Origin of the sequence: Ancylobacter sp., assembly GCF_965229075.1 — a bacterium.
Classification (GTDB): Bacteria; Pseudomonadota; Alphaproteobacteria; order Rhizobiales; family Xanthobacteraceae; genus Ancylobacter.
Window position 1 is genome coordinate 3,358,517 of sequence record NZ_CBDDIO010000002.1, and the last position, 15,253, is coordinate 3,373,769.

Annotated in this window: 12 protein-coding genes and 1 pseudogene; 1 reads left to right on the forward strand and 12 read right to left on the reverse strand. The window is 66.5% G+C overall.

Going from position 1 to position 15,253, the window contains the following annotated elements; genetic code table 11:
* Positions 1-313: 313 nt before the first annotated feature.
* From ACO07Z_RS21640 to ACO07Z_RS21690, 11 genes are all read right to left on the reverse strand, one after another.
* A complete protein-coding gene (locus tag ACO07Z_RS21640) occupies positions 314-2,617 on the reverse strand; it encodes a xanthine dehydrogenase family protein molybdopterin-binding subunit (RefSeq protein WP_421700859.1) in 2,304 nt (767 codons plus the stop codon).
* A gap of 5 nt (positions 2,618-2,622) precedes the next feature.
* The gene (locus ACO07Z_RS21645) at positions 2,623-3,609 is read right to left on the reverse strand and encodes an FAD binding domain-containing protein (protein WP_421700588.1); all 987 of its coding nucleotides are present in this window, start codon (positions 3,607-3,609) and stop codon (positions 2,623-2,625) included.
* Positions 3,606-4,109, reverse strand: coding sequence for a (2Fe-2S)-binding protein (locus tag ACO07Z_RS21650; protein ID WP_421700860.1), 504 nt, complete (start codon positions 4,107-4,109; stop codon positions 3,606-3,608). The genes ACO07Z_RS21645 and ACO07Z_RS21650 overlap by 4 nt, the downstream gene beginning before the upstream one ends.
* Before the next feature lie 72 nt (positions 4,110-4,181).
* Positions 4,182-4,613 (reverse strand): MarR family winged helix-turn-helix transcriptional regulator, encoded by a 432-nt coding sequence (locus ACO07Z_RS21655; protein ID WP_421700589.1) that lies wholly within the window; start codon positions 4,611-4,613, stop codon positions 4,182-4,184.
* Between the two features lie 205 nt (positions 4,614-4,818).
* Entirely contained in the window at positions 4,819-6,318 is a 1,500-nt protein-coding gene (locus ACO07Z_RS21660; RefSeq protein ID WP_421700590.1) for a phosphomannomutase/phosphoglucomutase, read from the reverse strand.
* A gap of 51 nt (positions 6,319-6,369) precedes the next feature.
* Positions 6,370-7,497, reverse strand: coding sequence for a hypothetical protein (locus tag ACO07Z_RS21665; RefSeq protein WP_421700591.1), 1,128 nt, complete (start codon positions 7,495-7,497; stop codon positions 6,370-6,372).
* A gap of 68 nt (positions 7,498-7,565) precedes the next feature.
* A complete protein-coding gene (locus ACO07Z_RS21670; protein WP_421700592.1) occupies positions 7,566-8,675 on the reverse strand; it encodes a polysaccharide biosynthesis/export family protein in 1,110 nt (369 codons plus the stop codon).
* A 289-nt stretch (positions 8,676-8,964) separates the two neighbouring features.
* Positions 8,965-9,168, reverse strand: coding sequence for a hypothetical protein (locus tag ACO07Z_RS21675; RefSeq protein ID WP_421700593.1), 204 nt, complete (start codon positions 9,166-9,168; stop codon positions 8,965-8,967).
* Positions 9,169-9,223: 55 nt separating this feature from the next.
* Positions 9,224-9,964, reverse strand: a complete 741-nt coding sequence (locus ACO07Z_RS21680) for an ABC transporter ATP-binding protein (RefSeq protein WP_421700594.1) — start codon at positions 9,962-9,964, stop codon at positions 9,224-9,226.
* The gene (locus ACO07Z_RS21685; RefSeq protein ID WP_421700595.1) at positions 9,961-10,785 is read right to left on the reverse strand and encodes an ABC transporter permease; all 825 of its coding nucleotides are present in this window, start codon (positions 10,783-10,785) and stop codon (positions 9,961-9,963) included. Before ACO07Z_RS21685 ends, ACO07Z_RS21680 begins: the two co-directional genes overlap by 4 nt.
* A gap of 11 nt (positions 10,786-10,796) precedes the next feature.
* Positions 10,797-12,122: a hypothetical protein gene (locus ACO07Z_RS21690; protein ID WP_421700596.1), complete on the reverse strand. Its 1,326-nt coding sequence runs from the start codon at positions 12,120-12,122 to the stop codon at positions 10,797-10,799.
* 679 nt (positions 12,123-12,801) lie between these two features.
* Between ACO07Z_RS21690 and ACO07Z_RS21695 the strand changes: the two are divergent.
* Positions 12,802-13,767 (forward strand): annotated as a pseudogene (locus tag ACO07Z_RS21695) (LTA synthase family protein); the annotation flags it as partial.
* A 41-nt stretch (positions 13,768-13,808) separates the two neighbouring features.
* Here ACO07Z_RS21695 and ACO07Z_RS21700 read toward each other — a convergent pair.
* Positions 13,809-15,251, reverse strand: a complete 1,443-nt coding sequence (locus ACO07Z_RS21700; RefSeq protein ID WP_421700597.1) for a glycosyltransferase family 4 protein — start codon at positions 15,249-15,251, stop codon at positions 13,809-13,811.
* Between the last annotated feature and the right edge of the window lie 2 nt (positions 15,252-15,253).

Below are 15,253 nucleotides of genomic sequence, written 5' to 3' on the forward strand. Positions count from 1 at the left end.
GCCTACGCACCGGCTGGTGGGGGCGCCAGCGCTGCGTGGGCAGTTGTCATCATCCGGGGCCGCCGTTCGGCCTTGAGGGGCCGCGCGTAGTCGCAGATGTCACACTGTGCCTGCCCATCCGCTCACCTTGGTTCGGCCGCCGCTCAAACGGCTGACGAGGCGATGCTAGGAAGCGAATGTCGCCAGCGTTTCCCATGCGTTGCGAATGTTGTCATGGCTTGTAACAGGCCGGGAGACGGTGACGTTTTGATACATCTGCCGTAACGCCGACGAACCCGCATCCTGCTGCGGGCTCCGCCGCCTGCTGCGGGGTTCAAAGCAGCTTGTCGAGGGTTATCGGCAGGTCGCGTATGCGTTTTCCGGTGGCGTTGAACACCGCATTGGCGACTGCGGCGGCAACGCCAGTGATGCCGATCTCGCCGATGCCACGGGCACCGAGCGGCGATCGCGGGTCGGCGATGCCGGTCCAGATCACGTCGATGTCCGGCACATCAAGGTGAACCGGGATGTGGTAATCGGCGAGGGTGGCGTTCATGATCCGCCCGCTGCGCGGGTCGAACAGGGTTTCCTCCGTCAGGGCGAGGCCGAGGCCCATGATCATTCCGCCCTTGAACTGGCTTGCGGCCGTTTTGGGGTTGAGAATGGTCCCGCAATCGAATGAGCCCAGCAGCCGGTCGACACGAACCTCGCCCGTCACCTCGCTCACCCGCAGCTCGCAGAAGACGGCGGACGAGCTGTGCATGGCGAATTTCAACATCTCCAGCGGCGGACTCCCGGCGGCGGTTACGCTCACCTCCTCCCGCGCCGCGCGGGTCAGGATCGAGCGGTAGCTCTCGTGCCGCCCGGTATCCGCGACACCGCCGATGCCGGCATCGACAAGCCGGATGTCTCTCGCCCGCAGCCCGGCGATCGGGCTGTCATTGCCGGCGAGGCGAAGAAGTTCGCCGGTGAGCTTTTCGGTGGCGGCCATGATCGCGGCCGCGATCGACACGGTCTGCGACGACCCGCCCGCCATCGCTCCGGCGGGCAGGGCCGAGTCGCCCATGTCGAAGGTGATGGCCTCGACCGGCAGGCCGAGCCGGTCGGCGGCGTGCTGGACCTGCACCGTTGCCGTGCCCATGCCCATATCCTGCGCCGAGCAGGACAGGTTTACCGTCCCGTCGCGGCGCAGCGCGAGGCGAACATTGGCGCTCGGCATGCGGGCATAGGGGAAACTCCCGCTGGCGCAGCCCATGCCGATGCGCCACTCGCCGTCGCGCCGCGCGCCGGGCTCGGCAAGCCTGCGTTCCCAGCCAAAGCGCTCCGCACCTTTGGCATAGGCCGTCGTCAGGGCGCGCTGGGAGAAGGCCGTGCCGCTGAGGGGGTGCCGCTCGGGCTCGTTGCGCCGGCGCAGCTCTATGGGGTCGATGCCCATCTGATGCGCAAGCTCGTCGACGGCGCATTCGATGGCAAAGGTGCCGATCGCCTCGCCGGGGGCCCGCATATAGGTGTTGGGTACCACGTCGAGGTCGACATGATGCTGGACGATCTCGAAGCTCCTGGCGTTGTAGAGCGCGCGCGAACACATCGTGTATTGCTCGGGGCAGGCGCCATAGGGCGGCATGACCGAATAGCCGGTGTGGATGAGGGCGTTGAACCGGCCCTCCGCGTCCGCACCGATGGCGACGCGCTGCTCCGACGGCGAGCGGCCACCGATCATGCGGTAGACGCTCTCGCGGCTCAGCATCAGGCGCACGGGCCGCCCGACGAGCTTCGCGGCCGCCACCGCGACCACCTGATGGTCCCACAATCCCTTGCCGCCAAAGCCACCGCCGACATAGGGCGACAGGACACGGACCTGATCTTTCTTCAGCCCGAACAGCTTGGCCAGCGCGTTGGCGCTGGGGGCGATCATCTGCGTCGTGTCATGTACCAGCAGGGTCTCGCCCTGCCAGGCAACGGTGACGGCGTGGAGCTCGATCGCGTTATGGTTGTGACCCGGCGTGCGATAGAGGTTGTCGACGCGATGCGCCGCGCGGTCGAGTTCCTGCGCGGCGTTGCCGACCAAAACGTGGTTTCGCTCGATGAGGATTGAGGCCGGCGTCCGGGCGGCGGCCTTCGCATCGTCGAAGCGCGTTTTCGCGGCATCAACGGCATAGTCGATCACGATCAGCGAGGCGGCGTGGTCGGCCTGTTCCTGCGTCTCGGCCAGCACGGCCGCGACCACCTGCCCGTTGTACCGCACCTCGTCGTTCTGAAGGATCGGCAGGCTGCTATTGCCGACGGCAGAGAGGTCGGTGACGCTGATCAGCGCGAGCGTGCCGATACGCGGCATGTTGCGATGGGTGACCACCAGCACGACACCCGGCGCGGTCTCGGCGGCGGCGGTGTCGAGCCGGGCGATGCGCCCTCGCGTGACGGTGCTGTGGAGCAGCGCCGCATAGCACAGCCGCTCCATCGGTACCTCGGCGGCGAAGCGCGCCAGCCCGGCCACCTTGGCCGGCCCGTCGAGCCGGCTGTCCTGCCGCCCGATCGCCGCGCGGCGCTGGATCAGCGGATCGGGCGTGCCGCCCGGTAGCCATTGCGCCGGCACCCAGCCGAGCGCGGTCTTAACGGTCTCGATGACGACGTTCTGCATCCGGCTCATCGCTCGCTCCCGCTCAGTTCAGTAAGGACGGCGACCAGCGTGCGCTTCGCCAGTTCGACCTTGAAGGCCGCCTCCGGGGGAGGTGTCGCCCCGGCAAGTTCCTCGATCACGGCGGCCTCGAAGGCCTCGCGCGTGGCCGGCCCTCCGTGCAGCAGAACTTCGGCGCCAAATGCGCGCCACGGCTTGGGTGCAATCCCGCCGAAGGCGAGGCGGATATCCTCCACCATGCCCTCCCGCACCGACAGCGCCGCTGCGACCGACACGAGTGCGAAGGCATAGCTGGCCCGATCCCGCACCTTGCGATAGGCGGAGTTGCGCGCGACCGGCGAAGGGGGGACCTCGACCGCGAGGATCATCTCACCGGGCGCGAGCAGGGTCTCGATGTCCGGCCGGTCGCCGGGCAGGAGATGGAAACTGACGAGAGGGATGGTCCGCGCGCCCGCGGCGCCCGCGACATGGATTCGGGCATCGAGCGCCGCCAGCGCCACACACATGTCCGAGGGATGGGTCGCGATGCAGGCAGGCGACGTTCCCATGATCGCGTGGTAGCGGTTGAACCCGCCCTGCGCCTCGCAGCCGCTGCCTGGAACGCGCTTGTTGCAGCGCGAGGCGGCGGCGTCCTGGAAATACAGGCACCGCGTGCGCTGCATCAGGTTGCCGCCGACGGTCGCCATGTTGCGGATCTGCGCCGACGCGCCGGAAAGGATCGCCCGCGCCAGCATCGGATATTGCGTCCGCACAAGCGGATGCGCAGCCACGGCGCTGTTGCGTACGGCGGCGCCGATCAGCAGCCCGCCCTCTGCCGTCGCCTCGACGGTAGCGGGCAGTGCGGTGACATCGACCAGCGCCGAGGGCCGCTCCACACCCTTGCGCATCAGATCGACCAGATTGGTGCCACCGCCAAGAAGTCGCGCGGCACCGTTGTTCGACATATGCAGGACGTCGGTCGTCGAGGTGGCGCGGTGATAGCTGAGCGGGTTCATGCCGCGCGCTCCGCCGCAACGTGGAGAATCGCGTCGACGATGCCGTTATGCGCCCCGCAACGACACAGATTGCCGCTCATGCGCTCGCGCACTTCCTCGCGGGTGAGGGGGGCGGGGGAGGCCAGATCGGCGGTGACGTAGCTCGGCATGCCCGCCGCGATCTCGCGCAGCATTGCGTCCGCCGCGCAAATCTGTCCCGGCGTGCAATAGCCGCATTGGAGCCCGTCATGTGCGATGAAGGCGTCTTGCAAAGGGTGCAGCGCGCCGGCGCTGGCCAAGCCCTCGATGGTCGTTACCGAGCGCCCATCAGCCTGTGCTGCCAAGGTGAGGCAGGACAGGACACGCTCGCCATCGATGAGCACGGTGCAGGCGCCGCAGGCGCCCTGATTGCATCCCACCTTTGTTCCGGAAAGGTGGAGCTGCTCCCGCAGCAGGTCGAGCAGGGAAACCCGCGCGTCGTCCGGCACCGCGATGTCGGCGCCGTTGATCCTGATCGCCATAATTTCCTCCCATCGCGACAGCGCGCCCATGCGACGCAGTCTGGCGAGGAAGTATGGCGATCTTCGGATTATTCAATCTTCATGATATACGATTTTCGTTATAAGACTGATGAAGGCCGTCCGCTCCGCGGGCGACAGCGGCCCGAGCATCCGGCGGTACAGTTCGCGGTGAACGTCCACATAGGCCTGCGCGCGCACTTTGCCGCTCGCGGTGAGCTTCAAGGCCACGGCCCGTCGATCCGCCTCCGGGCGGTGCCGTTCGAGCAGCCCCTGTTTGACCAGCCGGTCCGCCGCCGAAGACAGGGTGGTGTTCGCGACCCCGAGAAAGCGCGCGACGTCGCTCGGCCCGCATCCCGGGTGCTCCGCGATGTAGAGCAACGTCTGCTTGTCCAACTCGTTCAGCGGCTTTTCCGGCCCCAGCGCGTCGGCCAGCTTGTACCGGCGTGCGAAGGTATCGAAGGCGGCGCCAAGTGTGGCGAGTTCATCGTCCGTCGGGAGCGTCATGGCATCCCTATAGCGTGGCTCCCATTGCCGTTTCAACGCGAAGTGACGGCGCAAAACCGACCAGGGGCTCAATCGTCTCCACGACGCCCTGGCGCCGGCGTGGCCGGTCTGGGCGATCCAGCGCGCATGCCGGTCTCAAGGCCATTGGGTATCAGGCGACGGCCAAAGCGGAGCGACGATCGGCAACCCGATCGCTCCTGGTCGCTCAGAGGCTCTGATTATAGGCGCCAACTTCGGGGTGACGGCGCAAGACGCCATCCACCACCCGGAACATGTCGCGCATGCGCGCCTCCGAGACCGGGCTTTCCACCACGACGACGAGCTCGGGCTTATTGGACGAGGCGCGCACGAGGCCCCAGGAACCATCCTCCACCGTCACCCGGACGCCGTTGACGGTGACGAGGTCGCGGATCGCCTGGCCGTCGATCCGCCCGCCCCCGCTCGCCATCTGCTCGAAATGCTTCACCACGGCATCGACCACGCCGTACTTCACCTCGTCCGCACAATGGGGCGACATGGTCGGCGACGACCAGGTCTTCGGCAGCGCGTCTTTCAGGGCGGAGAGCTTCCTGCCGGGATTGCGATCCAGCATGTCGAGAATGGCGATGGCGGAGACAAGGCCGTCGTCATAGCCGCGCCCGATCGGCGCGTTGAAGAAGTAGTGGCCGGACTTCTCGAAGCCGACCAGCGCGCCGGTCTCGTTGACGCGGCGCTTCATGTAGGAATGGCCGGTTTTCCAGTAATCTGCTGTCACGCCATTGGCCCGCAGCACCGGGTCGGTGACGAAGAGGCCGGTGGACTTCACGTCGACCACGAAGGTGGCGCTGGGGTAGATCGCCGAGAGGTCCCGGGCCAGCAAGACGCCGACCTTGTCGGCAAAGATCTCCTCGCCGGTATCGTCCACCACGCCGCAGCGGTCGCCGTCGCCGTCGAAGCCCAGGCCGACATCGGCGCCCGAGTGCCGCACCGCGTCGCGCATGGCGTGCAGCATCTCAAGGTCTTCCGGGTTGGGATTGTACTTGGGAAAGGAATGGTCGAGCGCGGTGTCGAGCGGCACCACCTCGACGCCGAGCGCCTCCAGGATGCGTGGGGCGAAGGCGCCGGCCGTGCCGTTGCCGCAGGCGACCACGGCCTTGATCGGGTGCGTGAGCCGCGCCCGGTCCGTCAGATCCCGGATATAGATGTCGGGGAAATTCTCGACATAGTGATAGGCGCCGCCCTGGCGCGCCTGCCCCGCGCCGCGGAGCACAATGTCCTTCAGCCGGCTCATCTCGTCCGGCCCGAAGGTCATCGGCCGGTTTACACCCATCTTCACCCCGGTCCAGCCATTGTCATTATGCGAAGCCGTGACCATGGCGACGCAGGGGATGTCGAGCGCGAACTGGGCGAAATAGGCCATTGGCGACAGTGCGAGGCCGATGTCGTGAACGCGGATTCCGGCCGCCATCAGCCCGTTGGCGAGGGCCTGCTTGATTGAGGCGGAGTAGGCGCGGAAATCATGGCCGACCACGATGTCCGGTCGGATCCCGCGTTCATGGATCAACGTGCCAAGCCCGATGCCGAGCGCCTGCACGCCCATGAGATTGATCTCGCTACCGAACAGCCAACGGGCGTCATATTCGCGAAACCCGGTCGGCTTCACCAGCGGCACGGTCTCATAAGCATAGGTGTTGGGCTCAAGTGACGCCTGAGGAATGGGGAACATGAAAGCTCGACCTCTTCGTTGCGTGAGACACGTTTGGGCGAAAGGCGACCGTCAGGGCCTCCAATAGGCGGGATCAGCAATGGCGGAGACATCGGGAAGCCGTTGCTCGGCAGGCCGCGTGCGGATGTTGGTGTAGTCCTCGCACAAGGTCATGAGCCAGACGTGGCTCCTGCCCGACTTGGGGTCGACGATCGCGCGGGCATAGGCATCGTCATGGCCGGGAGCATCGGTGAAGCGGGTTCGGGACGAGACCTCGAAGGTCCCGCCCGTCGGCGGGCCGCAGCGTCCGCGCTGGCGCAGTTCACGGGCGAGATCGGGGGCGGAGCGGTGGCTGCGGGGGTGCACCCAGTCCTTGCGCGCCCATTTCTCCCAGCGCGACAGGCCGAATTCGCGGGTCCAGTAGGTCTGCTCCATCTGCATTGTCGCGCCGGGGGAGAGTCCGTCGCGGCTCACCTGCGCGAAATGGCTGGAGACCACCGACACCAGCTCGCGCCCGGCGGTGTAGCGCATGGGCGTAACCAGCCAGGTGGTCAGCGCCCGCCGGTAACGGGCAGGGCAGGCCTGCGGCAGTGCCGAGGCGGCGCCGGTGGCGAGCCGGCTCTCGAAGACGCCATGGCCGCCTTGTCCCACGGCCGGCACGCTGGCCGGCGCAATCACCCAGCCGCGGAAGAACCGCCGCGAGGAGGTATTGTCGTTCCGGCACAGCGGGGTTTGGTAGATCGACAGGGCGACCGGGCTGTAGCTGCCCATGATGAAGCCGTAGGCCTCGTCGTGCCACTGGATCGAGGCGCCGCCCTCGCCGACGCGGCCCGGCCGGCCACGGGCGCCGCTGCAGGGGCTCACCGGGAGGCTCAGGGTGGAGGAGACGATGCGCGTCTGTCCGTCACGGGTGACGGGAAGGTTGAGCTTGGCCACCGTGCCGCCATCCGTCGGGCAGTCGCCGCCGGGATTGAGGAAATTGCGCAGCTCATAGGGCGGCGGCTCGCCGGGCTGAATGTTGCGCCGGCGTTCGCAGCCGGCATCGCCGGGCACGAGACCTGGCACGATGGCATCGTCGGCATCGACGCACACATCCATCACCATGTAGTCGGCGATGGTTGCGGGCGCCTGTGCCCGCGCCGGTCCGACAAGGCCGAACACCAACACGGCCAGCGGTGACAGGCGGAACAGCTTCCTCACCTTGACCTCCCTCTGATAGGCGCCGCTCCACACCTGTGTGGGCGTCGCACAGGTCCGACGCGGGCCACTCAGTCCACCGACCAGGTCGCCGTGCTGCTACGGGCCATCGAGCTGATCATCAGCGCCATGCGCAGGAACTTGGTGAATTCAACACCGGGGGCGTTGGCGACATAGACGATGTCACCGGCGCGGATCGGAAAGGCGCGGGCGATGAAGTAGCCGGAGGGATCCTTCAGGTTGAGGCGGTAAATGACAGGGACGGCGCTGTTGCCGGAAAGAAAGGGCGATTCCGGATTGAGCGTCCTCACCACGGCCGCCTGCTCGTAGCGGAAGATGAAAACGCCGCTGGGATCGGCCTGGGTGTCGATAAGGCCGCCGGAGGAGCCTACCGCCTCGGCGACGGTGAAGTCCTCGCGGTCAATCGCCACCTCGCCCGCCCCCTTGACCGCGCCCAACGCGGTGAAGCTCTGGGGACGGCGGAACACGTAGACCGTGTCGCCGGGTTGCATGAAGATGTTCTCGTCCGGCCGGGCGAGCACGGCGGTCAACTGCATCGTCGCGCTGCGCTTGCCGCGGGTGACGCGCACGAACGTCTCGTGCGGCGGCGCCTTGATGCCGCCCGCCTGGGCGATCACTTCCAGCAACCTGTCGCCCTTCACATTGAGATTTACCCGGCCGGCACCCGTGAGGTCGCCGACCACCACGACGGAAGCGGAGGTTTGCTGCGGCAGCGTGATCAGTACCTGCGGGTCGATCGACTTGCCGGTCAGTCCCTGCTCGATCGTTTTGGCGATTTCGCTCGGTCGCTTGCCGATGACCGACACCTCTCCGACATAGGGAACCTTGATATGTCCGTCGCGATCAACCGTCTGTTGCGGCAGCATTTCGCTGCCCGAGCCGGCGTCGGCCGTGCCGCCCCCAAACAGCCCGCCCGAACTCGCCTCCCAGATCGAGACCTGAACCACGTCGCCGACATTCACACGTGTCTCGGGGGCAGGCTTGCGGGCGCCGAAACTGCTCGCCAGGCTTGGCGCGCGCCACATTTGCATCGCCCTCACCACGTCGGCGTTGACGTCGACGATCTCGTAGTCGATCGGCTCGCGTGGTTGCATGACCTCCTGGGTCACGGGCCCGGAGGCGGGAAAAAACACGCAGCCGCCGAGCGAGGCGCTCAGCATAACAAGCCCGGCAAGACGGACTTTAGCCCCCCGGATAATCAAGTTGCCGGTTCTCCTTTACTTTAATCAAGGTCCATCTAAGACGGGAAAAGATGACCACTTTTACACCGAACGGAGAAGAACAATCTGAAAATCAGTCTATGTGGTTGATAAAACACACAATATGAAATCATTATTAAAATAACTGGAGGGAAGATGGCGCAAGACTTTGCCTCTTCTGTCCACACCGTTACATTGACGGCGAAGGCGGCACCGGCCGCGTGGGAGCGGCCGGTGCCGAGGCGGTGCCTTACTCCGCAGCGGTGGCGCTCACGCCGGCATTGGCCTGACGGGCGAAATAGTTACGCTCCGCCTTCAATGCGCGGCGCGCCGCCTGGATGCACTCCTTGCGCTTCTGGACGCTGAGTTCTTTCCAAGCGGCCTGGTCGAATTCGACCAGCCGGCGGGCAACGAAGCGTTCAAGCTGACGGCTGATTTCCGGAAGATCGTTCATGTCGGCTCCTTCAGGTTAGGTCGGACAGCCCGACCGAAAGTGATGGAAGGGAACTTCAGGCCAATGGCCCGAAGGGTTCGTCGGCGAGACGTTCTGCATCCTCTTCGTCGAACCCATCATCCATCTCGGATGCTGGCCCATCATCGATGGTGCGAAAGAGGCGTATGGCGTCGCCGATTCGGTCGAACATGTGCAGCCGACCCTCGTGCAGCACGGCACCCATGTCCGCGAAACGTCGCAGCATCTGGGGGGATCGGGTGGTGAAGATCAGCGTCGCATGGGCCCGTCGCGCCTGCACCAGCTCGGCGCAGCGTGCGCGAAAAGCTCCGCTGCCCCCGAACAGAGCTTCGTCGGCGAGGAAGATGTCGAAAGGCAGCGCGTAGGACGCGGCGAACAGGAAGCGGGAACGGCGCTCGCGTGTATAGCTCGACAGCGGCTGGTCGAGCTCTTCCTCCATCTGCGCGAAGCGGCCCACGAAGCGCGCCGCCGCGTCGCCGTCAAAGCCGTGGACGCGGGCAACGAAGTGCAGGTTCTCACGGCCGGTCAGCGCGGCATGGTAGGCCTGGGTGTTGGCGATGGGCGGGGAGACCGAGCCGAGGCGGCGAATCTTGCCGCGATCCGGCAGGGTCGCCCCGCCGATCAGCCGGATGAGCGTCGATTTGCCGGCACCGCGTGCGCCGAGAATGCCGATGGACGCTTCGCGCGGGAAGGCGGCGTCGAGGCGCTCGAAGACGCGGCGGGCGCCGTGCGCCGCATGAAACGTCTTGGCGATCCCCGCCATTTCGACGGCCATCATACCAGCCTCGCGCGAAATACACGTTCGAGCGCCAAGCCGATGAGCAGCGCGACCAGGCCGAAGCCGATGAGATAGGTCTTGTCGAGCGTAAGGGTGGGGTAGGTGAGGTAGAAGCCGGAGCGGAACCATTCCAGCCCGTGCAGCAGCGGGTTCCAGCTCAGCCAGTAACGTATCTGCGGCGGCATGAAGTCAGGCACGAAGAACACCCCGGACAGGAAGATGAGCGAGCGCGACAGCACGCCGTAGATCACCGCCCAGAGCCGGAAGAACGCGCCGATCACCCCGTTGATGAGGCCGACGCCGATGGCGAGCAGCGCGGTGGCGGCAAAGCCTTCGATCGCCAGCATCGGGCGGATCGGAAGGGCTTCGGGGATGCCCGTGGCATAGATGACGGTGAACAGCAGCACCGCCACCACCAGCAGCGTCGCCGTCTCCAGCAGGGCGCGCGCCACCATGATGTCGAGCGGCTGGATGGGGGCGAGGGCTCGCACCAGCCCGCTGGCGCGGATCGCGCTGGTGGTGCGTCCGGACACGTGGGTGAACAGGAAGAAGGGGAGGATGCCGGTACCCAGGAACAGCAGCAGGCTGGTGCCAAAATCCGGCCGGCGACCGATGATGCTGAAGATGCCCATCATCATCGCAAGCTGGAGGATCGGCTCCAGCAGCGCGAGCAGGTAGCTCAGGCGCGAATGCACCGAGCGCAGCCGCATCTCGCGCAGCATCAGCGCGATGACCACGCGGCCCTGCGTATGCAGGCCTTGCAGGATCGCGTTAGGACCAAACCTGCCTTCCGGCGTATCGGCTGGGGGGCTGAAGTTCATCGACGTTCCCCTCAAGCCACGTGGTCGCGGATGGAGAAGAAGATCATGACGCTGATGAACCACAGCGCGCCGGCGGCGAGGAAGACGATCAGAATGGAAACGCCGCGGCGGGGGTACTCGCTCGCCTGTGCCTGTGCCGGCTGCACATAGGTGGCGACGTAGGTTTGTTGGGCGGCGGCCTCCGAGCGCGCGAGTTCAAGCGCCGAGAGAGTCGTCTCGTAGTATTTCTCGGCGAACTGCCGGCTGAGATCGACATCCTCATAATTGGACAGCACGTCGGACAGCACCGGGGGCGCGCCGCCCGTCGTGGTGCCGGCGCCGCTGGCCGCACTCGCGCTGCCGCCGCCTTTGCCGATTTCGCGCTCGATGGCGGCGATTTGCTTTCCCGTCGCGGCGATGCGGCTTTCCAGCACTTTCACGGTCGGGGCGTTGGTATCCATATAGGTGCGCAGCGAGGCGAGCTGAGATTGCAGCCCCGCCAGTTCCCCGCGCAGCTTCATCGCCAGATCAAGCGTGCCGCCGGCGGTGCGGGCGGCGTCGGGTGTCTGCTCCAGGTCGCGGAACTGGCGCAAGGCAAGACGCGCCCCGCGCAGCCGATCCTCGGCGCGCGAGACGTCGGCCTTGGCGAAGGTCACGGCATCGCGACGGGCGCGGGCGGAGATGTCATTGATGAGCGTCTCGCTCTGGGTGACGAGCCGGGCGGCGATCTGGTGGGCGTCCTCGGGCGTGAAGGCGCGTACGCGCACCAGGGCGAGGCCCGTTGCCAGATCGAAGGAGGCGTCGATCATCGACTGCCAGTAGGCGACGAGGCTCTCCATCGTCGCCTCGCCCCCCAGCCGGGAGAGGCCGTCGACACCTGCGCGCGTATACATCGCGCGCAGGTCCATCGTTTTCATCAGGTCTTCCACCGCCTGGCGGCTGGAGAGGTAGTCGACGACAAGGAAATTGTCGGTGAAGCCGCCGGAGCGTGCCGCCGCCCCGAGTGCGGTGCTGGCCGCGCTGGCGCCGGCGGGCGCGAAGTCCTGGCTGCGCACGGCGAAGCGGAATTCCGACATGTACTGGTTGGAGACGACGAAGCCATAATAGAGCGCCGCGACGAGGGTCGGCACGGCGACCATCAGCAGGAACGTCGCCCACAGCCCGACCGAACGACGCTTGCGCGCCTTGCGCGGCAGACTCGCCGCGAGTTCGTCCGCGTGGCGCTCCGGCAGGGCGAAATCGTCGCGCTTGGCGACAGGCCGCACCGGCTTGGCGCGTTTGGCGGGGGCAAAGGCTTCATCCGGGGGCAGCGTCTTGTGCGGATTAGCCGCCTCATCTCCGCCTGACAGACTGTGCACGACGGGGCGAAGAGGTTCTTTCCGCGGCGGTGGGGTGACTTTGAGTTTTTCCGGCGACTTTCCGGGTACATTCGCCCCGAGCTCGCCTTTGCCAAAAAGTGCGTGCAGCTTATTCATGTCATGCTGCCCCGAATTGCGTCACGACGACCTGTATATTGTCACCAGGTGTTCCAATATTATTTCTAATTAGAAAGTATTTTTCTTTTTCCCGAAGAGGGTAACGTAAGTTTTCTTGGTGTGAAAGTTGATTTAGCTTTAATTTTGACCAACGATCTGCCGCGATGACGGCTAGCTCGCGAGTGAAAAGAGCCCGATGTTCCACGTCGTATTGATGTTCGCGGCCTTGGCGGCCACGCTGGTCGTTGCCGGCAGGCTGGACGGCCTGGCGGTTCCGGCGGGCGAGCGCGCGCCGCGCCGTCCCGGGCAGGCGCAGCTGCTCGGCGCGCTCATCGCAGTCTGGCTCTGGCTGCTCTGGCTCGGTCTGTCGGCGCGCCCGCTCTTCGCCGCTGTTGCGGCGCTGGTGACGCTTGGCGTGTTCGCGGGCATATCCCGCGCCAAATATGCCTATCTGCGCGAACCCCTCGTGTTCAGCGATCTCGGCTTCCTTCCGACGCTGGTTCGCCACCCGGCGCTGTTCTATCTCGGGCGCAACGAGGCGGTGGGCCTCGGCGTCGTGGTGATGCTGCTGGGCGGGGTGATCGCGGCGTGGACCCGGCTGGAGCCACGCGCGCTGGGCGGGGCCGTGCAGTTCGGCGCGCTCGCGGCGGCAGGCTTGGTCGTCATTGCCGTTCCGCTGTCGGCTGGGCGCATCGCCAGTGCTCTGCCGACCCTCTCGCGGCAATTGCTCGACCTGCCGGCCGGGCGTTTCGTCGGCCTTCAGGGACTTGCCGTCTCGCTGGTGGCCGGCTTCGCCCTGTGGCGGAAGGGCGGCGGGCGGGAAGAGGCCTGCCCGTCGCCGGACCTGCCGGCCGGAGGGTATGACGCTGTCATTCTCCTGCAGTCGGAATCCTTCACCGATCTGCGCCGCGTCGGCGTGGGGCTGGAGTTGCCGCACTATGACCGCCTGCGCGCGCGGGCGCTGTCCCATGGCCGGCTCAACGTGTCCTGCTACGGCGCCTACACCCACCGCTCCGAGGTGGAGATGCTGACCGGCGTGGCCTTCGCCGATCAGGGCATGGATCGGTTCGACCCCTATCTGCGGCCCGGGCGACTGGCGCCGGCCTCGCTGGCACGGAAGCTCGGCGAAAAGGGCTGGCGCACGCTTTTCCTGCATCCGCACGACACGCGTTTTTTTCGCCGCGACAGGGCCATTCCTCGTCTCGGCTTCGCGCGGTTCCTTGGCGAGGGCGCCTTCGCTCCAGGCGACCGCTTCGGGCCCTATGTCGGCGACGCGGCGGTCGGCCGTCGCATCGTCCAGGAGGTCCGGGCCGCTGGCGCAAGCGGGCAGGCCCTGTTCCTTATGGCGGTCACCATGGAGGCGCATGATCCCTACGGGCCCGGCCGACTGCCCGGCATCGACGACCCGGTCGCGCAATATGTCCGCCACGCCGCCAATTCCGATGCCATGCTCGGCGCCCTCGTGGCGGCGCTCGACGCGCACACCGGTCGGTCGCTGCTGGTGTTCTATGGCGATCATGCACCTATCCTTCCCGGGCATGAGGGGCTGGCGGACGACAGGGCCACGGATTACCTCGTGCTCGAATGCGGGCGGGCGGCGGCAAAGGCGAGCGAACGCCCGGCTTCCACACGCTCGCCGGCCGCGATCAATGCCCTGCTGCGCTCGAAGCTCGCCGAGGGGCGCCAGGCCGATGAGGGGGCGGGGATGTCAGGCGAATCCGCCACGACGTCGATGATCCGGTCAACGATGGAGAAATGATCCGCCCAGCGCGGCATGCGGATCTGTCCCAGCTGGCGCAGCTGAGCGGCGCGCGCCTGTGAATCGGGCTGGGCGTAGTCCTCGATCGTCCGCGCCCATCCGAGCCCGTCGATCGGGTCGAGATAGCAGGGGGCGGGACCGGCGACGTCGCGAAACGCCTGCAGATCGGAGCATATCACCGGCACGCGCAGAGCCATGGCCTCGAACAGGGGGAGGCCGTAGCCCTCGACGAAGGAGGGAAACAGCACGCCCCGCGACTGCTTCATCAGGCGCCGCAGCTGGTCGTCAGGCAGGCGGTTGCACTCCAGCACATGATCGCTGAGGTTCCGGCAGCGCTCGATGATGTCGATGACATTCTCGTTCTCCCAGCCGCGCCGCCCGACGATGATAAGCTTCGGCGCCCTCTCGCCGAGCTTCTCCACCAGCACTCGCCAGGCATGCAGCAGGACGAGATGGTTCTTGCGCGGCTCGATCGTGCCGACCGTAAGAAAGAAGGGATGGAGCTCCGGCATTGCCGGCTTCTCCTCGTCGAACTCGTCCTCGACGCCGAGCGGGCTCACCACGCTGGGCGGCATGGCCAGATCGCTGCGCGCGGCAAACGCGGCGAGTTGGCTCCGCGTGTGCTGGGAGTTGCAGATCACCGCCTCGGCGGCATTCAGCACGGTACGCATGCGCGTTTCGTGCTTTTCCGCATCGCCCGGCCGCACATATTCCGGATGGGTGAGCGGGATCAGGTCGTGCACCAGAAATATCGGCTTGAGCCCATGGCCGCGCACCATTGAACGTATCCCGGCGACAGAGTTGAGCCCCTCGTGCGACACGTTGAGATAGACAGCCCCCTGCGAGTTGCGCCGGCGGAGCAGGCGCGGCAGCAGGTTGACCGGCGAGAACAGGCGCCTTAGCGGCGGCAGCACATCCGGCAGCGACGAGCGCGGCGGCGCCTCCGGCTCCAATGCGCTGAGGGTTCCCGGGGCGAGGCGGAGGAAACCCTCCACATTTCCCAGTTCGCGCCGGGTGATACGCCCCTCGGACTGCTTCCAGCGCTGGGCCAGCGCCTCGATGAAGGCGGCAACGGTTTCGGCGTCGAGATACCAGGTCGAGGCGCGCACCCGCGCGACGAAGGCGGTGTGGTCCTGATAGTGGCGGCTGCCCAGCAGGTGGCGGGCATAGGCCAGTTCGACACGATCAATACCCGTGGGCGTCGCCTGCGAAGAGCGACGCATCAGCCGGGTGATGTCGAGCACGACCTTCATGT